Raw genomic sequence first — 21,734 nt, 5'->3', positions numbered from 1 at the left:
TGATTAATAATTAATAACCCTGCTGGTTATTCAACAATGATTTTAAATGAATCATTAGGAAATGCAAGCCGTTTGCCCATACTGATGACAAATAATTATACAAATTGTATTGATATTCAAGATATAATAAGAAGAAAATAGATAAAAATAAGGTATAAATGTTGTGTATACGTGATACGTGATGATAATAGGAAAAACAACATCCTTGTTGAATTTTAATTACATGCTTTTTGGAGTAGTGTTGCTTGGCTCTTCGGAGCTAACTTCTTGAACTCGTCCTCGTCCAGGCCAAACTCTTCTTAGCGGTTCATCTCCCATCATATGATCAATTCCGAAAATGATGCCGAATGTTAAAGCTGTCTGAGGACTTCTTACTGCGACTTCTTTCAGATAATTAAATTTGATAAAAGTCTTCACAGCTTCAAAAACACCAATCGTATTTACATGAGATTTCATCTGCTTAAACATGGTGTACGGTGTGACTGTAAGCAAACGACCATTCTCCACTTTTGATGCCAATAACTTTCTGTCAGCATAAGAGTTAGGAATTGTTGTGAATAAGGTCGCAAGTACACCGGCAGTCGCACCACCAAGCATCTTGTTATACAGTTCATCATTAAACTTATACAATGAGCTACAATAGTCTCCTACAACGCCTATCGCTGCAAAATTGACAAATCCTGCAGAAGAACGAGAACCCCAGTTAACTGTGGTTAATTTCCACCAATTCGTAAAGGACCATTTGAAGTTGGATTTGGTAATAATGCCAAGATTTTCCAGCCTTGATTTTCCACCTAATCCATTACTAACTAACAGGTCAAACTGGGAAAAGGCAACAGTTCCCATCACAGCCTTCATGAAACGTTGACGCTGAAGCAGCACCATATCAATGCCCTCTTCTTCCACTAGCTCTTCTTGTACTCGGTTAGTTTGCTTAGCTGTTACAGCCACAGCGCCACGTTTTTGGCCTGCAATAGCATAAGGAAGAAATCCGCGGTACATGCCACGGAATAATCCGCCACTAACTGCCGATGGTGTACCAGATTGTATTCGATTTAGCACAAAATTAAATGGCTGAGTCAATAAAGAAACTGAAAAAGAAATTGTTCCGGTTTTGACGGCTAAATTAGCAAAAGTATAAGGTGTCATGAAAGAATAAGGTGTTTTCGGAAACTGTTCACCTGAATTTTCTGTTTTTTGACGCATTGTTAATCCCCTAATCAACTACAAACAACAAACTAAAACTAAGAGACGCAAGGATACCAACGTTTTATTAAGCAAATATTAAGAAATGTGACTAAATATTATTAATAGTGATTTTTCATTGGTATAATTTGAATACAACGAAGATCATCGACCCCATGCTTTATGCGAAGGAGCCGAAGAGATGTCGATATTAAAACCTCTTAGAAGAGAAATTATTTTGCTGGAACGACTTGGATTTGTAATTTTGCAATCACGTCGCTATGTACATGGATTTCAACGACGTAATCACCAACTGAATGGATTGGACCTTCTGGCATTACAATTTCTCGTTTGCTGACGTCTGTTGACTTCGCTTTGAGGGCGTCTTTGATTTCGTTTGGACCAACTGAACCATAAAGTTTGCCTTCATCGCTTGCCATTGCAGAGATGATTATCGTCGTGTCATTGAGCTTAGCGGCTCGCTGCTCAGCTTGCGCCAATGATTGCTGTGCCTTTTTCTCAAGTTCCGCACGACGCTGCTCAAAACGTTCAATATTTGCCGGAGTAGCAAATACAGCCTTATTTTGTGGAATGAGGTAGTTACGACCGTAACCCGCCTTTACATTCACCTTATCACCCAAATTTCCTAGATTTCTAATCTTTTCTAGTAAAATGACTTCCATCTTATAAACCCCTATTCTGTTCAACCTGCTTTAAGAAGCAAGCGTGACCTAAAATTAAACAAACTATCTAATGCACCTAAAATAACGTAAATGGGCAACGTGATGAAAGGTAATAACACCAAAGGGAGTAACAACAAAAAGAATGTGCCGATCCCTTTTCCTTTCGTCAAAATATTAAAGCCTAAACTCATACCTGCACACAGGTAATATACAACCAGGATGGGTAAGCTACTTATGGCCAGAGGGCTTTCGTAGTATGTCCCTATCGCAGTAATTAGAAGTAACAATACACCCCAAGAACTCGCTCGGAATGTAAGCATTTCTTGCCGATACCCCCCAGGATAGAACAATCTTGCCTGGACTCCCCTTGCCAACATAAGCGAGGCAGTCGCTGACAAAAGAATACTTACCGCTTGTATACCTATCACATAATTAGCAATAATGATTGGATTAAAAGCTTCCTGATTGTTTAACAAACCAGATATCGTGCCTTCGCGCTCTAATTCTTTAAGCACAGCCATGATAAAGCGGTATTGTTCACTAATTAACTCCGGAATCAATCCATGTATCAAAGCGATGCCCAGCAAGCTTAGCAAAACCATAAGACCTGCTGTAACTCGCCAACTTGCCGTTGTCCTTAATACACACGCCATCACAAAACAAGGCAGGAAAGTCATCAGAGCATTAAAAATCCCTGCGGTTGAAAGTAATGTCATGAGTGAGGGTACCAAGAGAGATACAATACCCACGACAACGCCTTTAAAGCCACTAACCCACCCTTTACGTAAGGTTATTAACGCAATAATCGCTGCGGACAACCAAGACGCAAAGGGAATTAAGGCTAACATTGCGATGTATAAAAATGCATACGTTTCATTTTCTAGAAGAAAATGTCCCTGCTTACGCAATAATTCGCCCACACGTGCCATATCTTTATCGGTGACTGTCGCAATAAGGTAATAATCCCAAAAATCTCGCCCACTTAATCGCTTGTGCCAATTGACGCTGCGGACGTGTTGGAGTACCAGTGATTCGGCTTGGGACTATTTTACCTGTTTCAGTGATGTAATTTTTTAGTGCATTGATATCTTTATAATCAATTTCACTAGCGCCTTCGCTAAAGCGCATTTTTTTTCGGCGAAAATAAGCTGTTGTCATTAAAATTACTCCTTAGGCTGCTCGTTCATCTTTCTCTTTTTTCATCAACACGGATGGGCTAGTAATCGCGTGTTTGCGCTTAATGATCAGATTTCTTAAGATCGCATCGTTAAATTTGAAAGCGCTCTTGAGTTCATCAAGTGCAACCTGGTTACATTCTATATTCATTAATATGTAATGCGCTTTGTGTACGTCTTTGATCGTATAAGCGAGTTGTCGGCGACCCCAATCCTCTTTCCGGTGAATCTTACCGCCTTGCTTTGTAATGATCCCTTCATAACGCTCAACCATTCCTGGCACTTGCTCACTTTGATCGGGATGAACAAGAAACACTACTTCATAATGTCTCATTGATAGACTCCTTATGGATATAGCCTTCTTTAATGAAGTTAAAGTAAGGCAAGGTTAAAAAACGCGTAATCTTAACTGATTTTCTACTCATGAGCAAACCCGCTCGCAATAAAATGTTACACTGCTTTATAAAAGCACAATAAATTATTATTTTGTAGCATGTTTGCTAATATTTAACCATTTTTCCCTGCAATCTGAAAAAATGAGACTAAAATTAAACATAAATTTATCTACACCATAGGATTCCGGCATGACTATTGATGTGAAAGGGAGTTTATCAAATCAGGAAGCGTATTATGCTTTAATTGAAGAGAACAGTAGTCGCGCAATGCAGTATTTAATGCTTAGGGAGGAAGCAAATTACCTACAAGAAATTGATAAATTGGCTCAAAATTGTTCTTATTTGTTAACCCATCTCGATGAGAATATCGATTTTGTAATAAATCGCATGGAAATTTCCATGACCGCAAATTACTTACATTGTTTAAAAGAAGTCGATCGAGAAATCAACGCTTGCCAAGACAAAAAGACTAAGCTCCCTGCCAATCAGTTTTATGGAGAAAATGAGTTCAACGCTCTAAACAGACGGATTAGAGACTTAGAGCAATCTAAAAGCAGCTTGCCACAACATTTAATGGAAGGGGTTGTGAAGGATGCTCTTGCCAGAGCGGATATACACTATGAAATAGGACTCGAGGAAAAACCTTATTGATGCTTCACCGCCAGTCTGCCTCTAATAACCCTTGAGAGCTGAGAGCAATGGCGTTAAGTTAAGGATTTTTTCTATTCTCGAATTACCGCGGCTTGACCGCGGTATCCATATCCAGACTGACATGATGGACCCCGCGGTCGATGCCGCGGGATTCAAAATCACTTAACTTTCATTGGAGGGCGGAGAGTCACTTAAGCATTGCTTTTAAACAGGCCATGCGATATAACATATTAAAAACTAACGAGGTTTTGTTTTATGAATATTGTGACTGTCCCTTTTGAAGAACCATTGGTTGTTAATATTAATGGAACCATTGTTCAGATAGTCGCCTTCAAAACCCCAGAGCATGGTAACATCAAATTTGGTGTCAATGCTCCACGTTCTATCGAAGTTCATCGCGAAGAAATCTACCATGCAATTAAGCAAAAACAGCAAGATAATGATTGAACACCTAGACTCTAAATGAAGCGCAGTCCTAATTCCTGCTCTTTGGTTGCAGGCTTCATTCTCTGTATCTTAGCCACAATTGCCCTTATCATTAATGCTTTGATTTTTAAATTTCCAGGCAATAATTATTTTCCACCTGATGCTCTATTAATCGCTATTCTACTTTTATTGATGCTGCTAGGAAGTTATTTACAATTTGGCAAGAGAAGTGCTCCGGTACAAATTACCCGGGAACTCATTCATTATTTTTTAGTCATGTCAGCGATTGCCTTGGCCACCAACGCTATCCAATTCACACCGTTTATACCAGTTGATGAGAAAATCATTGCTATAGAGGAAGCTTGGCACATCAATGTTGCAGAAATCCTCCTCTGGACATTAGCTCATCCACTGTTAACTAAGCTATTGGTACATATTTATGATAGTCTGCCTTATCAGATGAGCATTATACCAATCGTAACCATTCTCATGCGTAAATTTTATTATCTGCGAGAATATTATTGTCTACTGTTGATAACCGCTCTAATTGGTTTTTCCGTTTATTATTTTTACCCAACCGTTGCTCCAGCAACTGCGATCAACGCCCCTTTTTTTAGCGATGCTCAGTATGCTACTGGTATTAAGTTTAATGAAATTCATCAACACATTGTCCCGTCGACTATAGAAGGAGGAATGATCGCCCTTCCTTCCTTTCATGCAATCTGGGCCTGGTTGTGTCTTTATTTACTTCGTTGGTCGTCCTTGTTATTTATTCTTCTATTACCTATTAATTGCTTACTCATTGCCTCTTGCGTATTGCTCGGCTGGCATTACCCATTGGATTTATTGGGCAGTGTGGTTGTTCTTATCATTAGCCATATTTTGTGTGCTCACTGCGCCAAAAACAAACCCTAGCTTATTTTCTTAGGTATACCACTTGGATACCCTACCTCATTTTGCACCAATTTTATATTAACTTTATCACCCACGTGTAAGCGATTTAATTGTTTGTAAATGAGAGATTTTAGACTTCGCTCTTTTTGCTCAACGAGAACCGGATGAACCTGCATATAGAGCGCTCCTTCAAAATAGCCAAATTTGATAGGTTCATTCAATACACGTACCGGCGTACCTACTTGCACAAGACTAAAAAGATGTTCAATATCCTCTGGCATCATTCTGATACAACCTGCACTCACTCGTGCGCCCACACCATCTCGTCGATTGGTTCCATGAATAAGATAAGTAGGCCATCCTAAACGTAACACATGCCGACCGAGGGGGTTAACCTCTCCTGGTGGAAATTCATTTGGGATAGGATCCCCATGCTTGGCAGCTTCCGCACGTACATTAGCAGTGGGACGCCAAACCGGATCCCTTTCTTTCACTGTAATTTTTGTTAACCCCAAAGGAGTAGTCCATCCTTCACGCCCAATGCCAACAGGCATGGTAATGACCACATTGTCATGTGGAGGAAAGTAATACAAGCGATACTCAGGCAAATTGATGACCAGCCCTTCGCGCGGTGCTGGAGGCAGAATGAATTGTGATGGAATGAGTAATCTGGTCTGTATCGGCAAAGGTCTTGTAGGATCGACCTGCGGATTAGCTCGTACCATTTCGTAATAACCAATATCAAATCGGATTCCTACGTCACTTAATGTCTCACCTATTTCAGGATTCGTGTACTGAATGGCACCGATCAAATCGCCTTGAGTAGGCAACACAAACGTAGTAGCCCAGAGAGATTTCACAAGACAAAGGATAAAACTCAGCAATATTATTGGCAACGGATTTAAACGGGAGCGGCAAGGGATGACCTTGCCGCAAGTGAAGACTGCAACTATTGTCATTTCAAAGTGGTTATAAACTAGCGTCTGCTTTGAAACGCTCACCATATTGGGCTTCAAGCTTAGCGAAAAGCTCGTTTAACTTATCGTGGCCAAATTGTTTGGCATAATTCATTGGACCACCTCGAAATGGCGCAAAACCTGTTGCAAAGATCATGCCACCATCAAGCAAATCGCTATCGGCAACAACTCCCTCACGTAAGCAAGAAGCTGCTTCATTAACCATACGTAGGATCAAACGATTAGCAATATCTTTGCTTGCTTTGATATCTTTAACTTTTTGTTTGATTGGTTTGCCATTTTTGTAACGATAAAACCCCTGACCGCTTTTACGACCAAGTTTGCCCTCTTTTACCATCTCACGTAATCTTTGCGGCACAGTACCACCAAAATGGGAGGTAAGATTTTCAGCAACGGCTAAGCAGACATCCATACCCACGGTGTCAGCCAGCTCTACAGGTCCCATAACCATACCAAACTCTTGCGCAGCATAATCAATTTCCTCGCCTTTATACCCTTCTTCCAGCAATTGTACACACTCCATGAGATAAGGCATCAAGACACGATTGATTAAAAACCCAGGACTGGATTTAACCGGCAAAGGTATGCGTCCAATTTGACTAACAAAAGCGCAAGCTTGTTGACCAACCTCTTTGGCAGTTTTAGAGCTGCTGACCACTTCCACCAACTCCATCTTGGCCACAGGATTGAAGAAGTGAATACCGACCAAACGTTTGGGATTTGTCATTACTTGGCTAATTTCATCGAGTGGAATGCTGGATGTGTTGGTGGCAATAATGGCATCTTTCTTAGCCCTTGCTTCTACGTCGCGCATGATATCTTGCTTGACGGCTAGATTTTCAAAGACAGCTTCAATAATGACATCAGCACGCGCGATTCCATGGCCTTCTGGATCAGGGATTAATCTATCCATGGCTGCCTGGATCAAACGAGGCTTGCGTAATTTTTTCTTGAACAAAGCCTGAGCGCGGCCTATTGCCGGTGCAATTTGTAGGTGAGACTTATCTTGCAAAGTAACAGTAATACCACGTAAAGCACACCATGCAGCAATATCTCCACCCATCACTCCAGCGCCAATCACATGTACATGCCCAGCTTTAAAATCACTATCTTTAGCAAAGGCTTTCATACGCTCGCGCAGTAAAAATGCGCGTATTAAATTTGCAGCTGTTGAGCCTTGACTAACTAACTGCTCAACGGAATCAGCTTCTTTAAGATAAGCCCGCTCACCGTGACCTCCCTCCTTTTCCCACAGTTCAATAACTGCATAGGGGGCGGGATAATGATTCTTGGAGACCCTTTTTGCAACATTGTAGCGCAATAGCGGCGCAAGCAAGTTACGAATCCAGGAAAAATTCGTTAATGATTGGACAAAACTGGGTTTATGCTTGGGCGGCTTATGACGAATAAAATAAGTAGCTGCTCGTCTTAGTTGTCTTAAGGGAACAATATCGTCAACGATTCCTAAACGCTTTGCTTTCTCTGCACTTAGAGGAGCACCAGTTAAAATAACATTCGCTAGAGCATTAAAACCACCAATTAGTCTTGGTAAACGCACAGTTCCACCCCAACCAGGATGAATGCCAAGCATAATTTCTGGTAAACCAAGCCGCGTGTCTGGATCATCTGTGGCGATACGATAATCGCAAGCAAGCGCTAGCTCCAATCCTCCGCCCATGCAAAAGCCATCAATCATAGCTACCGTGGGAATCGTTAAAGCCTCCAAACGTGAGAAAACAATTTGACCCTTTCTCAAGAAATCAACTGCCTCTGCAGGAGTTGTAAATTGGGAAAACGCATTAACATCAGCACCAGCAATAAACCCCTTCTTTTTACCAGAGTAAATCACCAAACCTTTTAGATTTGAGCGTTGCCCGATTTCTTGCAAAAGATGATTTAGCTCGTCTAGAACGTCGTGATTAATGGAATTGATTGCCGTGTCTTGTCGATCAATCGCCAACCAAGCAATATGATCAGCATCCGTTTGTAGTTCCCAGTGTTTATAATTACTCATGTCCTTTCACCTCTGTCACACGTTCCAGATACATTGCTCCACCTTGTCCACCACCAATACAAATGGCAGCCATGCCCCGACTTCCGTTATGATGCTTTAGTGATTGCAATACATGCAACACAATACGTGCACCGCTAGCACCTATTGGATGACCTGCTGCAATTGCTCCACCATCCATATTTAATTTGCCAAGTGAGAGAGCACCCATGGCTTCCTTCAAGCCCAGCTGTGTACGGCAATAGTCTTCATCTTCCCAAGCCGCCAAACAACCGAGCACTTGAGCAGCAAATGCCTCATTGATTTCCCAACAATCCAAGTCAGATGGCTTTAAATGATGACGTTGCATGATGGGTGTTGCAGCATGAACGGGGCCTAACCCCATTTGCGAAGGATCAAGGGCAGCCCATTCTGAATCAACAATGCGGCCGATAACAGGCAAGTTGTGCTTTTTCACTGCATCAGCGCTAGCTAAAAGTAACAAACAGGCACCATCGGTCACTTGTGAACTATTACCCGGTGTAACCATGCCATATCGTTTGTCAAAATAAGGTTTAAGTTTTGCTAACTTCTCAACGGTGGAGTCAGGCCTTATGCCATCATCTTGGGGATATACACGACCTTTATAGTCAATTATTGGTACGACCTCCTCCATACGTCCTTCCATATAGGCAAGAGCCAAACGACGATGGCTTTCGCTCGCAAAGCTATCCATCTGTTCACGTGTAATATTAAAACGATAGGCAACCTTCTCAGCGGTTTGCCCCATGTTCAAACCGACAATCGGATCGGTTAAACCTCTTAATAAGGCAATGACAGGCGCCAAAAAAGACGGTCTAAATTTAGTCAATAATGCAGCACGTTGGCCAATACTCTTGGCAGCAAACCAACTAGCTAACCAACCAACCATTTTTTGATTAAACAATAAAGGCGCGTGACTCATGGCATCAGTACCACCAGCAAGCACCAAATCACTTCGGCCATTAGCGATTTGCATAGCAGCATTATCAAGAGCTTGCATACCAGAAGCACAGTTGCGCATTACGGTAAAAGCGGGGACACGCTCGCCACAACCAAGACGAAGAGCGATTACTCTGGCAATATTTGCTTCATCAGGTCCTGGCATTGCTGAACCAATGATAACCTCATCCAATTCATTAGGTGAAAAAGGTTGACGATTTAAAAGCGGCATTCCAGCAGCAACGGCTAAATCAGAGCCACTAAAAGGGCCTATCCCTTTGGCTTTTAAAAATGGAGTGCGACTACCATCAACCACATACACATCTCTACCGCTTAAATTCGATTTGTGCTTCATTACTCCTCCTGATTACTATCATGGCAGCTGACAATCGTTCAAATTATCTAATAAAAGATAGCAGTTATCCCAGTTTTTTGTAAGCTTTTAGCAATTGATAATAAAAAACAATTTTCGTATGAGTTGACGCATCTCAAATACCTGTTATACTTCGCCTCCATCAATGGAGAGATGGCCGAGAGGCCGAAGGCGCTCCCCTGCTAAGGGAGTATGGGAGAAATCCCATCGAGGGTTCGAATCCCTCTCTCTCCGCCAGAACACGCGCCCGTAGCTCAGTTGGATAGAGTATCTGGCTACGAACCAGGGGGTCGGAGGTTCGAATCCTTCCGGGCGCGCCATACCTAAAATTGAAGCACAGAATCACAATCACTTCAGAACAAAGAACAGAGCACGGAATTAATTGGCCCGGAAGGGTTCGAACCGAAAGAGGTTCGACAAAATGCGAAGCGAAGAGCACGTAGTGCGGCGAAGCATTTTGGACGCACTTTAGTGCGCCCGAAGGGTGAGGAAGGAGCGAAAGCGACTGACGAATCAATCCTTCTCTCCCGTCAGGTGGCACTTCACCTCTTCAATTTTCAATCTCTCCTTTGGAAAGTGGCCTAAGTTAAACAAGATAAAACTGGTTTCGGTCCTACGAGAGCCTCCCCAGGCTTTGCTAACCTAAATATAAGCAATTCATATTTAAGACAGTTGTTACGTTTGCTGGGCTTAACAGCCCAGCCTACGCTTGCTGAAATGCCTATGAGTGTAACCTATGTCTCCGGAATATTTTGTTACCTATGTCTCGATAAGGACAAAATTGAAGCACAGAATAAAAATCACTTCAGCAAGCGTAGGCTGGGCTGTTAAGCGCAGCATTTAAGGATTGGGAACACTGTATTCGAAATGATACAGATTATGAACAGCATATCAATTATATTCATTACAACCCCGTAAAACATCACTATGTCTCTGTCCATCTAAATGGCCTTATTCAAGTATCCATCGATTCATTCAATCGGGAATACTTCCTTTATAATTATGAATTTCATGACATTTTGGAGAGTAAAATCAGTTCGACAACCGCTGGGCTTGACAGCCCAGCCTACGTTTGCTAAAGACTTTTATTTGAAGTTTGGATATGAAGTATTTGGTATGATAGATAATTGTCCAGAGGGACATAAACGTTTTTATTTGAAAAAGTGCTTTAACTTATTTATTAAGCTTATGAAATGAAATGATTTCCGTATTATCGATAAACAATTATCGTTCAATATTAGATTTAAAAATGCCATTGGGACAACTCAATGTGATTACTGGTCCTAATGGAAGTGGTAAATCTAATATTTATCGAGCGCTTCGCCTTCTTTCACAAACAGCAACCGGTGGGGTTATCAAAGCTTTAGCTCAAGAAGGAGGATTAAACTCGACTTTTTGGGCAGGACCTGAAACATTGTCTAAAAATATGTTAAATGATGAGGCTTTGGTTGAAGGCAGTGTGCGTAAAAAAGTTGTACGAATGCGACTTGGTTTTTCAACACCAGAACTAAGCTATACTATTTCACTTGGGTTACCTACGCCATCGAGATCAGTATTTTCATTAGATCCAGAAATTAAACGAGAATCTATTTGGTCAGGCCCTTGTTTTAGGCCCGCGAATTTAGTTGTTGACCGGGTTGGTCCTATAGTAAAAGTTCGTTCTTCGCGAACTTGGGAAGTCATTGATCACCATTTAAATGTTTTTGACAGCCTTTTTTCTCAAATTGGTAATATAAAAGAGACTCCAGAAATTATATTTGTCCGAGAATCTATTCGTAATTGGAGGTTTTATGATCACTTTAGAAGTGACCGAGAGGCTCCCGCACGAAAAACACAAATCGGTACTCGTACACCTGTTTTGAGTAATGAAGGGGATGATTTAGCCGCAGCATTACAGACAATTAAAGAAATTGGCGATAGTGAAGCGCTTGATAAAGCGATTAGTGATGCATTTCCGGGAACAAAGTTAGTTATAGCGCAACATGAAAGCGGATATCTTTCAGTAGGACTTTCTCAACAAGGGTTATTGCGGTCACTGACCTGCTCAGAGTTATCAGATGGAACATTACGCTATTTATTATTGGTTGCAGCATTATTAACACCACGACCACCGAAGCTACTGATTCTAAATGAACCCGAGACCAGTTTGCATCCTGACTTAATACCAGCTTTGGCTAAACTGATTTTGCATGCATCCGAGAAAACGCAAGTTTGGGTCGTTTCTCATGCAAATTTGCTCATTGATATTTTAAAACAATACTCGGGGTGTCATCTTATAGAGCTTGAGAAACAATTCGGACAAACAAAAATTATCGGGCAATCAATGTTAGAAACGCCTTCCTGGCATTGGCCTGATTAGCCGTATCAGCTTGCATGATAAAAGCACATAAGATCAGGGCTTGCATTTTGAATACAAGACTCAAATCCCCCTCTGTGCTATTAAGAAAAGTATACTTTTTTGCTAAAATTTTTAACAGATAGTTTTCAAGGATGATTATTATGTACAGCCGAATGAGTGTTCTTTTAAAGCAATTAAAGGAAGAGTTAGAAGAAATTAATGATATTGTAGATAGTCCCGCCCCAATCAAACTTAGAACCCGCTCTGGCATAGTAATATTTATACGTTTTGCTTTAAGCAAGGTTAAGTAGTTTCATATTTAAGACAGTTGCTACGTTTGCTGGGCTTAACAGCCCAGCCTACGCTTGCTTTGTCTTCTTCTCGAGAGCATTGATTCGATCATTTATTGTCTTTAACTTAATATCATACAGTTCAAAAGTTTCTTGAGGGTTTTCATGCTTTATAAAGATATTTAACGCCTCAATATCACAATCTAGCTGATTGAATTTTTTAGCTATTTTTTGGTATTGGTTTGGATTAAGAGGTGATGAGTTAAGACAGTCAACTAGAAGCCTATTGTATTCATCTTTTTTTTCCCACAGCAAATTTAAACAACCATTAATTAATTGTTTATACTTATCAATCTCTCTTTGTAGTTGAGTATTAATTAGTTTTAAATGAGTTATATCCTCCATATTCACCAATGTCCCCGCTTGATGTTCAAGAGTGTGTACTTTCTGTTTAAAATTACTTAAAAAAGTTACCTTGGTCATACAACACCCTAAAGTTCAAATGTCCCTGATGTATCATGTTTTTTAACTGCAACATCCTCTTTATCAGTTCGTTGAACATCTTCAAAGCTTTGTTCTACTGTTGCAAATCCCTTATCAATATTTCGATGAGCTTTGTCAACTTGCTCTTCCAGGTGCTTAACTCCAGGTGAAATTTCTACCACATCGAGTTCTATGATATCAATGGTTTCTGAATTAAGTATATCTAACGAATAAAATTGATATTCATCATAGGCTATTTTTGCTCCAAACGTAGCGCCGCCAACTACAATCCCCGCACCAAAACCAACCGCACCAGAAACTGTAAGACCAATTACACCTGCTCCAAGGGGAGCTAAAATTCCCGTCACTGTAAGTGCCAACCCAGTGCCAACTCCAATTATTGAAAACAATCCTATGCCCAATAGTTTTAACCAATTACGTGATAAAAAAGTACTTTTTGGTTGAGTTTCCAGATCTTTGGTTGGTACTTCTCTATCTATGGATGTGGATTTAATCTCTGTAAAATTAACTGGTTCTCTCCGAGTCAGTTGATGTTCAATTACGGGATTGTTTCCATCATAAGATGATAAAGATAAGTCAACACCTAATCTCATCCTTGCTATTTCCTGAACTCCATTCACTCGTTCAGTCAATGAATGCTGCAAAAAATCTTGGTCGTTTTCTTCAAAATGAGATGATATATAGCTTTCTATTTCAGAATAGCATTGACTAAGGACTGTAGGATTTTGGGTAAGAAAAGATTTTGCCTCTGGATGTTCAAAAAATAATTCCAAGGCAATATTACTCCTGTTGATACATTCTTCAATAGCTCTTTCCTTATCTTCGAGATCTTCAGGAGCGAAAGCTTTATTTGCAAGCCCCCTAATTAAAGGCTCGGTAAGCATGGCTAGTTTTAACCTAGCGAATAATTTTTCTTTAATATAATCAGGATTAGTTTGTACATGGTTAGCTCCCATGTACATCCCTCTTGATGGATTTGTTAGTATGTTTTGTTCATAATTTTTTTTTGACAAGGGTGAAAGAACATCACAGCAATCAAAATCAATTTTAGAAAGATGGCTCTCATATACATTTTCGGAAGAAAATCCATAATTTTCCAGGTTAGTATCCATTTCGTGAACGAAATTAGTTACTTCATCGATTATCCCGGTACCAGGAAAAACCTGCTTCGCTCCAATGTATTGCTTCCTATCTTTAACAGTTCGGGTATCAGCTACAGAGCGAGCATATGATACAATTCCTTTCGAACCTACTAAGCGATTGTCCAATAATCTTTCGGAAGAAAAATGAGTCGGGCTAATTAGAGTTGCAATTTTGGAAGATAAAATAGCTTTAGGGGAATAATTCTCAACACCACGAACAAAAAGAATCTTCTTACCATTAGTTGCCAAAAAGGTATTATCTCCAGAGGCTATATTTTTGTTAATTTTACTTACCATTTTGTATGGATAATACTCTTCACTTTCTTTTATGCCTTTTCTTAAAGGCACTTTTTCATTTCTGACTACTTTCAAACTTAAAGGATAAAATGGTTTGCTTAAATCGATACCATAGAAATCATCAGTAGAAGGTAATTTTCCTACTACTCGCAGTGCATTAATAGCAAAAGGGAGCTGATAACGAATGGCATTTCTAGCTTCGACTAAGATTTCTGGATATGAATAATATTTAGAACGAAAATGGTTTCCTTTCTCAATAGAAATATGATGAGCAAAAAGCTGGTGACAATTTAATAAACCGATATATTTCGTAGCTTCATCGGCAGAACCTCTTGGTATTTCATGCCCTGCTTTTATGTTATTTTCTATGATATTAACCGATTCATTAATATCATCTTTGTGAGCATTATAAATATTTACGCTTATATCATAAAGTAAATGGATTATGCACTCTTGGGTATTTTTATTAAGGGTGGATAAATGTTTTGAGAACTCGCGAAATTCTTCTTCGCTAATTAACTCTTCATTTTGAAATTTTTCTATAAAAATAGGAATTGCTTCTGGGAGCTCAACATTTACGTCAATACGTGAAATAAACTTTTGCGCTTCCATTTTACTATATGAAGTTTGTAAATATTTATTAATTAAATCTTTCAGTTTCATATTTGTACCTACTTCACAGGTTTTTCCAACTCAGCTTGAATAGCTCCCGCCCAATTTTTTATGACAAGATGTAAGCTCTTTTTGAATTAAACTAGTACGCTCATTTAAGTTTTTCTAGCGCCGCCTTTACTCATAATGCCATCATTTTTTTATGACTATCAGTATATTATATGCGCAAATTATTAAATAATTATTAAAATAGACTCGAAAAATAGCGAGGCGAATTGCCTCAAATTATCTGTTGCCGAAGGATGACGTAAATAAGTCCATAAATTGCTTCGTTGCCTCAATATGGCTGTTGCCGAGCGAGAGGAACAGAAATGGGGCAAGTGAATATGGATTTGTATCTAAAAATACAGCGTATCCGCTATCAACGAGGCAATAGAGCGTTAAAAAAACGCATTCTGGATGAATTTTGCGAGACGCATCATTATCATCGCAAAGCAGCAGCTCGTTTATTAAGACAGTTACCCATTTCTGATAAAAGTCCGAAGAAAGTTGGAAAAAAGAAGACCTATGACCCATCCATATTGCTGGAGCCTTTAAAAAAGATATGGCTTGGCACGGATCAGATGTGTGGTAAACGATTAAAGAGAGCTCTTCCCTTATGGTTACCTCATTATCAAAATCATTATGAGCCTTTAGCGGCGGAGATATCCTCTCAACTGCTAACCATGAGCGCTGCTACAATTGATCGCTTACTCAAGCCTGTTAAAACTCGCTATGGAAAAGGCTTAAGTGGAACAAAGCCTGGAAGTATTCTCAGGAATCAAATTCCAGTCAATACGAATCAGTGGAATACTAACGAAGTGGGTTTTATGGAGGCCGACAGCGTTGCGCATTGTGGAGCATCACTAGCCGGTGATTTTGTTTGGTCTATTACGCTGACGGATATTTTCAGTGGCTGGACAGAAATGCGGGCCACTTGGAATAAAGGAGCTCATGGTGTCTTGGGGGGTATTCAAGACATAGAAAAAAATTTACCTTTTGAAATCAAAGGGTTTGATTGTGATAACGGCTCAGAGTTTCTCAATTGGCATCTCATTCATTATTTTACTGAGCGGGACCCACAAAAAGCGGTTCAATTTACTCGCTCTCGTCCTTATAAAAAAGACGATAATGCACATGTTGAACAAAAGAACTGGACTCATGTGCGTCAACTGTTTGGTTATCATCGTTTTGGTAATCCAAAGCTCGTTGAGCTTATGAATGACTTATATTCTAACGAAGTCTCCTTGTTATTTAATTTTTTCTATCCTTGCATTAAGCTCATTGACAAAGTACGAATTCAATCCCGTGTAATCAAAAAATATGATCAACCCCAAACGCCCTATCAGCGACTGATGACGTCGAATGGTCTTACTCTCGCTCAGAAAACAAAATTACAAGAGACCTTTAATACACTCGACCCGTTTGACTTGCAAAAAAAGATTCAAAAAAAGCTAAAATTAATATTTAGATTAGTGAATATTCAACATGTAAAACAAAGAAAGGCTCTTTAATGAAAGTCTTATTCAATATTGTAAAAAGACAGGAACATAAAGCCTGTGGATATGATGGACGAGTCCTTCGGACCAGCCTGTGCCCTATGGGACGTGTGGACAAAACCATGAATAACAAAAAGACGTTATTCACAGTTATTGCCCACACTCACAGGCTTCTCGCCCACACACCCACCAGGCTCAATAGCAATTATTTTTTAATCGCAACAAAACCTCTCAAAAGCAACACCTATTCTGAGGCAACGACTCAGTATATTTTTTGTCCTTCGGCAACAGGTTCTATTGAGGCAACAGGGAGTTGCCTCAAATATTGCTGTTGCCGAGCAAAAGAAATGGAACAAGTGAGTATGGATTTATATCTAAAATACAGCGTATACGGGATCAACCGGGCAATAGAGCATTAAGGAAACGCATTTTGGATGAGTGTTGCGAGACTCATCATTATCACCGCAAATTATTGGCGGAAATTTCTGAGGGTTGCGGCTGTAACCCCCCTCACATTACAACTTAAGGACACTGTCTTCTGGAGTACTACCCTTATCTGACAGATTACTTGTTAATTCATTTGCCGAATCTTTAAATGCTGCATCTTTGTCGAAATGTTTAATGCCGAAAAATCTAGCTATCCCTGAAACAAATTTCATCATTGCAGCATGTAAGTTGTGACTAAGATCATCTGGCTGCTTATGAAAGTTTTCCACCAGTTTTTTATAATCCCCAATCAGTGATGCTTTCTCTTCAGGTTTACAACGTAGCAAATTAGTGGTGGCGGTGATAAGCGGAATTAAATCAGTCATAGCATTTCCACTATCGTATAGAGATAGGATGCTTTCTCTTACAGCAATTGCTCTATTTTTAATTAGAGGATTTTTAGTTTGATGAATTGCCTTGTTGAGTTCGCTAAGTTCTTTTCCAACCGACTGGTAAGTTGTATCCAATAACCCAGCAAGTCGGGCGTTATACTCTACAATATTAAAAGAGATTTTATTCTCTGCAAATTGTTCTTCATAATACTTAATTGTACTTACAAAATGCGCTGCTGCAATTTTTTCAGGATTTTTGAAAGCACCACATCCAGGCAATACAAAAAGTACATGAACAGGTCGAGTTGCTTTTTTTGCCATTGCAATCGCTTGTTCGCATTGAAAGGAAATACCTTGATCAATCATATACCCTAAAGTCCCTTCCTCAGTAGGATTTGCCAAAATTCTATTTGATGTAGCTCGAGTATCAAGCGGTGTTGTTTCCAAAACACGTAAATCTGGTGCTGCAAAACTTGCCATACCGATTGGATAAGAAGGATCATCCAGATGTTCAAGAAGCTTATCCATTGTTTTGACCGCAGCAGTATCTTTAAATACTCGGCATGAAAAAAAACCGCCATCAACAGGCACTTCATAAGCATTGTTTTGCATATCAAAGTATATTGGCAAACCATCTGCAGACGGAAAAGCATTAAAGAGATCATTGAAGAATTGCGGGCTTTCCAGATATTCCTCTCCTTTAATGAGATTGCTCATTATGGTCAAAACCATTTTAAGATAACGCTTTTGATAATCATTCACATTAATTTGGGGCGGAGGAACTCCGAGATGAGACATGCCTTTGTCAGCGTTGCGTTGATGAACATCGTCAAAATGCAGAACTAATTTGATTGCCTGATCGGTGAAGCGGCTAAATAACTCTTCCAAAGAGCCTTTTGAATATTTTGCTGCCCCATCACGGTGCGAATTAGCGGCATCGTTTACTATCACAAAGCGACCTTTACGCGTTAACCGTTTCACCTCTTCAATGACATCTCCCTTTTTCACGGTGTTCTGCTGCTCTTCTAATTCAGTCACCAATCCCTCTTCCAGGTTAGAAATGGGTAGGCTATTTTCACTTTCCTCCAAAAACCTAAGAAAATTTTGGAAAAAAGACTCCTCATCCAATTTAGTTAACAAAGTGTCGATTGTCTTACTTAAATTCTCTTTGTCATGGACCTGAACGTCCATATCAATTTTACCAGACAACTGTGTAAGAAAAGTGGCTAAAAAAAGAACTTGAGAGTACCAATATTGCTTGCGAGCCGCAATTTGCTCTGGGCTATAGTTTAAATTAGACATTAGATCGACGACAGAATTCATACGATTTTTTTGGGCAACCCGCATATCCTCAAAATTACCCGGTTTTCCCTGACTAAGAGAGCTAAGTGTATAATATCCGGCTTTTAATAAGCCTCCAAAAAAACTAAACATTCTATCCTCATTTATCAAATACTTAATTAATATCCGCTAGTATATTAAAAATCACCCGTTGGAGAAACCAATCGTATTCCCCCTCGCCATTCTGAAGAATCCTGTATAAGGCATAAGCACAATGTAAATTCATCTTAGATAAAATTATATTTAATGATTATTAAAAAAAACTTAGCACTTACTGATAAAATCGATCAGCCTGGAAATCAGATGATCTTAGCGAAAAAGGAAACCAATTAATGCGCCGTACACCCCAGGAAACAATCCAAAAATTAATTAATGAACGTTACTCTGAAGCACGTGCTGTTTTTTGGTCGGGTTCTGTTTCTTGTGAGAAAGGAACTGAAGTATCGGATTTAGACTTGGTTATCGTTTATGAAACACTCCCTAATGCTTATCGTGAAGCGTTTGTTTATAGGGGTTGGCCAATCGATGCTTTTGTACATGACAGAGAATCTCTTCGCTATTTTTTTGAAGAATCAAGAAAAAATTCCGGAATTTCAGGATTAGTTCAGATGGTTTTATCCGGGAAAGAGATGACGCCAATATCCTCCTTTTCAAAACATATCAGAGAAGAGGCTTATTCTTACTTAAAACAAGGACCTGCCTCTTGGGATAAAGATAAAATTGATAAAGAGCGTTTTTTAATTACGGATGCCTTAGAAGATATTTTGTATCCCAAGTCTTACGATGAGCAAATTGCTTCTGCATCTTGGCTTTTCGAAGCATTGTCTCAGTTTTATTTTAGAGCCCAAAATAAATGGTGCGCAAGCGGTAAATCAATCATTCGTTTTCTGCATCAAGACAATTCTGAGTTAGCAAAAGAGTTTTCAGAGAGTTTTAATCAAGTTTTTAAGGTGGGTGATGCAACTCACTTGAAAAAATTGGTTGAAAAAATACTACAGCCTTATGGTGGTTTTCTTTGGGATGGCTATTACTCTGATGCACCTCAGGAAGCTAAAATGCCAGAGCCCATCACTTTAGCAAAAGGCAATGACTATGTGATTTGTTTAGAAGAACGGACAAACCCTGAAATTACAGCCATTTTATCTGATGGGCTGAAGGCCTATAACGAAGAAGTTATCGGAACCTACGATCATTTTCCATTTACCCTCTACATACAGTCTACCGACAAATCCACTGTTTTAGCAGGTTGTTATGGGGATATCACTCGAGAAAATTGCTATGTGGATTGCATTTGGGTTCATCCTGATTCTAGAAAAAAAGGGTTAGGCCGCAAACTCATGGAGAAGCTTGAAGCCTTTGTAAGACAAAAGGATTGCCAAGTGATTACGATTGAGACAGCCGAATTTCAGGCAAAAACATTCTACGAGCAACTTGGATATTCTGTTGTATCCATGACAGAGCATAATTGCTTTTTGGGTTTCAACGTTTATTTGATGAGAAAATTTCTATGATAACACTATGCCCAACACCTCTACAAAAAGACGATACTGTGGGTATCTGTATTCGGCTCACAGGTATTTGTTTCTTAAATTTGTCTAAATTTAACTTAGCTAACTTCCATTAAATTTTTTATATATTTGCAGATTTGAGATCACCAGAGAAACATTGATTTCAAGAGATCAACATAGGTCAATTAGTCAACCAATTGATGTTGATCGATATGAAATGCCGGTCTGCAGGAAATAAATAACTCCATGTTTCCTTCCCAAAAATATTTTTCACCGGCTTCGATTAATACAACGTCCCCGGCATTTAGTTGAGTTTCTTGTTCATTAACAACCACCCTTCCGTGTCCAAAATGCACATAAACGATTTCCTGGCAAACCAGATTTGTTGTTCTTCTATTGTCTGGATAACGTCCTTTAATCTTTACCACTGCAAAGTCAATGTGTGGCGCTCCAATTGGGTATTCTGTGACAATACAGCGATCACTATTTTTTCTTTCTGTCGTCTGGTCTTTGAATATCACTTTCATCTTAATTCCTACACAATTGTATTATTTTTCCAATAATAAACTGTATTTAGATGAAGAAGGTATATGTTCAATAATAATTTTAAATAGGCTTAACAGTGGAACGGATAGCAATGCACCACTTATCCCCCAAAGCCACGCCCAAAAAACAATACTAAAAAATACAATTAAGGGATTGATATTCAGACGATGGCCTAGCAATATTGGCGTGATTATTTGGCCCTCTAAGGTGCACAGTAACAAATAAAGCAGCGGAGGCAGGAGGATCTGAAAATAAGAATCGAACGTTAAAAGAGAAACAAAAAAGATAACTACAATGCCAATTGAGGGTCCTATATAGGGAATAAAATTAAGAAAGATAACCATGACCCCCCAAAGCGCGGCATTAGGAATACCTAGGAGCCACAATATCATTCCCACTGTTATACCTAAGCAGACACAGATGATTGTAAAAGTAAGCAAATAGATAGAGATTTCTTGCCCAACAGAGAGGAAAAAATGATTCTTTAGCTTCGTTTGTCTCTGGCTGATGATTTTGTCTAGCTTCTCAAAAATCGTTTTTAAATAGATGAGTAAGAAAAATAAGAAGCCAATTGTTAGAAAAATAATCAGAATAACATTCGTGGTTAAATCGAATAAAGAATAACCAATACTCGGGCTTATCGGTTGGATCTCAATTTGTTTTTCTTTCTTAAACTCAGTAATTTCTTCTGCTTTTTTGAAGAGCTCGCTAATCCTGACCATTGGTTTCCTGATAAAGGAAAATTTTTGTTCTACGACGTCTAATTTTTCGGGAGCTTGATTTATCCACTGTTTTGCGGGTTCCGTAAGAAAAGTAATACCCAAGCTAATTAACCCAAAAAGTGCGATGGTGATAATTCCAGTAGCTAAGAATCTCGGAACACGAATAAGCTCTAAAATATCCACTATTGGGTTCAGTATTACATATAAAAAAAACGAGAGCAGAAGAGGGAATAAGATAGGATGGCCGATATAAAAAATGAAGATTATAGCGAGAAAAGCTAATATTTTTACTTCCCATCCCATTGGAATTCGCTTTATGGCTGATTCTTTCATGTGTGAATCGTTCCC

21 protein-coding genes and 2 tRNA genes are annotated in these 21,734 nt (G+C 39.4%); 10 read left to right on the top strand and 13 right to left on the bottom strand.

Going from position 1 to position 21,734, the window contains the following annotated elements:
- Positions 1–219 precede the first annotated feature (219 nt).
- The 5 genes from CKV79_RS05935 to rpsF form a co-directional block, all read right to left on the bottom strand.
- On the bottom strand, positions 220–1,206 hold the full coding sequence (locus CKV79_RS05935; protein WP_028373700.1) for a hypothetical protein: 987 nt from the start codon (positions 1,204–1,206) through the stop codon (positions 220–222).
- A gap of 212 nt (positions 1,207–1,418) precedes the next feature.
- Positions 1,419–1,868 carry a 50S ribosomal protein L9 gene (gene rplI / locus CKV79_RS05930; RefSeq protein WP_028373699.1) on the bottom strand — a complete coding sequence of 150 codons (450 nt, stop codon included), beginning with the start codon at positions 1,866–1,868 and terminating at the stop codon, positions 1,419–1,421.
- Between the two features lie 20 nt (positions 1,869–1,888).
- Positions 1,889–2,797 (bottom strand): hypothetical protein, encoded by a 909-nt coding sequence (locus CKV79_RS05925; RefSeq protein WP_028373698.1) that lies wholly within the window; start codon positions 2,795–2,797, stop codon positions 1,889–1,891.
- A gap of 4 nt (positions 2,798–2,801) precedes the next feature.
- Entirely contained in the window at positions 2,802–3,026 is a 225-nt protein-coding gene (rpsR, locus tag CKV79_RS05920; RefSeq protein WP_028373697.1) for a 30S ribosomal protein S18, read from the bottom strand.
- 12 nt (positions 3,027–3,038) lie between these two features.
- A complete protein-coding gene (rpsF, locus tag CKV79_RS05915; protein ID WP_028373696.1) occupies positions 3,039–3,377 on the bottom strand; it encodes a 30S ribosomal protein S6 in 339 nt (112 codons plus the stop codon).
- A gap of 250 nt (positions 3,378–3,627) precedes the next feature.
- Between rpsF and CKV79_RS05910 the strand changes: the two genes are divergently transcribed.
- The 3 genes from CKV79_RS05910 (at position 3,628) to CKV79_RS05900 (ending at position 5,430) form a co-directional block, all read left to right on the top strand.
- The gene (locus tag CKV79_RS05910) at positions 3,628–4,089 is read left to right on the top strand and encodes a hypothetical protein (RefSeq protein ID WP_028373695.1); all 462 of its coding nucleotides are present in this window, start codon (positions 3,628–3,630) and stop codon (positions 4,087–4,089) included.
- A gap of 255 nt (positions 4,090–4,344) precedes the next feature.
- Positions 4,345–4,536: a carbon storage regulator gene (locus CKV79_RS05905; RefSeq protein ID WP_028373694.1), complete on the top strand. Its 192-nt coding sequence runs from the start codon at positions 4,345–4,347 to the stop codon at positions 4,534–4,536.
- A 15-nt stretch (positions 4,537–4,551) separates the two neighbouring features.
- Positions 4,552–5,430, top strand: a complete 879-nt coding sequence (locus CKV79_RS05900; RefSeq protein WP_028373693.1) for a phosphatase PAP2 family protein — start codon at positions 4,552–4,554, stop codon at positions 5,428–5,430.
- On the opposite strand, the gene CKV79_RS05895 is transcribed toward CKV79_RS05900, so the two are convergent.
- The 3 genes from CKV79_RS05895 to CKV79_RS05885 form a co-directional block, all read right to left on the bottom strand.
- On the bottom strand, positions 5,427–6,269 hold the full coding sequence (locus CKV79_RS05895; protein ID WP_231950220.1) for a L,D-transpeptidase family protein: 843 nt from the start codon (positions 6,267–6,269) through the stop codon (positions 5,427–5,429). The genes CKV79_RS05900 and CKV79_RS05895 overlap by 4 nt on opposite strands.
- 109 nt (positions 6,270–6,378) lie before the next feature.
- Entirely contained in the window at positions 6,379–8,400 is a 2,022-nt protein-coding gene (locus tag CKV79_RS05890; RefSeq protein WP_028373691.1) for a 3-hydroxyacyl-CoA dehydrogenase NAD-binding domain-containing protein, read from the bottom strand.
- Complete coding sequence (locus CKV79_RS05885; RefSeq protein ID WP_028373690.1) at positions 8,393–9,712, bottom strand: acetyl-CoA C-acetyltransferase; 1,320 nt, start codon at positions 9,710–9,712, stop codon at positions 8,393–8,395. The genes CKV79_RS05890 and CKV79_RS05885 overlap by 8 nt, the downstream gene beginning before the upstream one ends.
- A 165-nt stretch (positions 9,713–9,877) precedes the next feature.
- Between CKV79_RS05885 and CKV79_RS05880 the strand changes: the two genes are divergently transcribed.
- The 4 genes from CKV79_RS05880 (at position 9,878) to CKV79_RS13775 (ending at position 12,379) form a co-directional block, all read left to right on the top strand.
- A tRNA-Ser gene (locus CKV79_RS05880) sits at positions 9,878–9,967 on the top strand.
- Positions 9,968–9,973: 6 nt separating this feature from the next.
- Positions 9,974–10,050, top strand: a tRNA-Arg gene (locus CKV79_RS05875).
- A gap of 878 nt (positions 10,051–10,928) precedes the next feature.
- Positions 10,929–12,089 carry an AAA family ATPase gene (locus tag CKV79_RS05865; RefSeq protein WP_028373688.1) on the top strand — a complete coding sequence of 387 codons (1,161 nt, stop codon included), beginning with the start codon at positions 10,929–10,931 and terminating at the stop codon, positions 12,087–12,089.
- A gap of 140 nt (positions 12,090–12,229) precedes the next feature.
- A complete protein-coding gene (locus CKV79_RS13775; protein ID WP_154660317.1) occupies positions 12,230–12,379 on the top strand; it encodes a hypothetical protein in 150 nt (49 codons plus the stop codon).
- 48 nt (positions 12,380–12,427) lie between these two features.
- Here CKV79_RS13775 and CKV79_RS05860 read toward each other — a convergent pair whose 3' ends face one another.
- The gene (locus CKV79_RS05860) at positions 12,428–12,841 is read right to left on the bottom strand and encodes a hypothetical protein (RefSeq protein ID WP_028373687.1); all 414 of its coding nucleotides are present in this window, start codon (positions 12,839–12,841) and stop codon (positions 12,428–12,430) included.
- A gap of 8 nt (positions 12,842–12,849) precedes the next feature.
- On the bottom strand, positions 12,850–14,964 hold the full coding sequence (locus CKV79_RS05855; RefSeq protein WP_028373686.1) for a hypothetical protein: 2,115 nt from the start codon (positions 14,962–14,964) through the stop codon (positions 12,850–12,852).
- A 320-nt stretch (positions 14,965–15,284) separates the two neighbouring features.
- Between CKV79_RS05855 and CKV79_RS05850 the strand changes: the two genes are divergently transcribed.
- Together CKV79_RS05850 and CKV79_RS05845 are read left to right on the top strand one after the other, a co-directional pair.
- Positions 15,285–16,466 carry an integrase gene (locus tag CKV79_RS05850; protein ID WP_095141685.1) on the top strand — a complete coding sequence of 394 codons (1,182 nt, stop codon included), beginning with the start codon at positions 15,285–15,287 and terminating at the stop codon, positions 16,464–16,466.
- Positions 16,466–16,870, top strand: coding sequence for a hypothetical protein (locus CKV79_RS05845; RefSeq protein WP_095141743.1), 405 nt, complete (start codon positions 16,466–16,468; stop codon positions 16,868–16,870). Before CKV79_RS05850 ends, CKV79_RS05845 begins: the two co-directional genes overlap by 1 nt.
- Positions 16,871–16,966: 96 nt before the next feature.
- Here CKV79_RS05845 and CKV79_RS05840 read toward each other — a convergent pair whose 3' ends face one another.
- Positions 16,967–18,307, bottom strand: coding sequence for a hypothetical protein (locus CKV79_RS05840; RefSeq protein ID WP_131796092.1), 1,341 nt, complete (start codon positions 18,305–18,307; stop codon positions 16,967–16,969).
- Between the two features lie 635 nt (positions 18,308–18,942).
- On the opposite strand from CKV79_RS05840, the gene CKV79_RS05835 reads away from it, so the two are divergent.
- Positions 18,943–20,121 (top strand): GNAT family N-acetyltransferase, encoded by a 1,179-nt coding sequence (locus CKV79_RS05835; protein ID WP_028373644.1) that lies wholly within the window; start codon positions 18,943–18,945, stop codon positions 20,119–20,121.
- 182 nt (positions 20,122–20,303) lie between these two features.
- On the opposite strand, the gene CKV79_RS05830 is transcribed toward CKV79_RS05835, so the two are convergent.
- Positions 20,304–20,645, bottom strand: a complete 342-nt coding sequence (locus CKV79_RS05830) for an AraC family ligand binding domain-containing protein (RefSeq protein ID WP_028373645.1) — start codon at positions 20,643–20,645, stop codon at positions 20,304–20,306.
- Between the two features lie 21 nt (positions 20,646–20,666).
- Complete coding sequence (locus CKV79_RS05825) at positions 20,667–21,719, bottom strand: AI-2E family transporter (RefSeq protein WP_028373646.1); 1,053 nt, start codon at positions 21,717–21,719, stop codon at positions 20,667–20,669.
- Positions 21,720–21,734: the final 15 nt, after the last annotated feature.

The organism is Legionella lansingensis, assembly GCF_900187355.1.
Lineage (GTDB): Bacteria > Pseudomonadota > Gammaproteobacteria > Legionellales > Legionellaceae > Tatlockia > Tatlockia lansingensis.
Note: the sequence above shows the minus strand (reverse complement) of the source record. Positions and strands in the feature narration are given on the sequence as shown.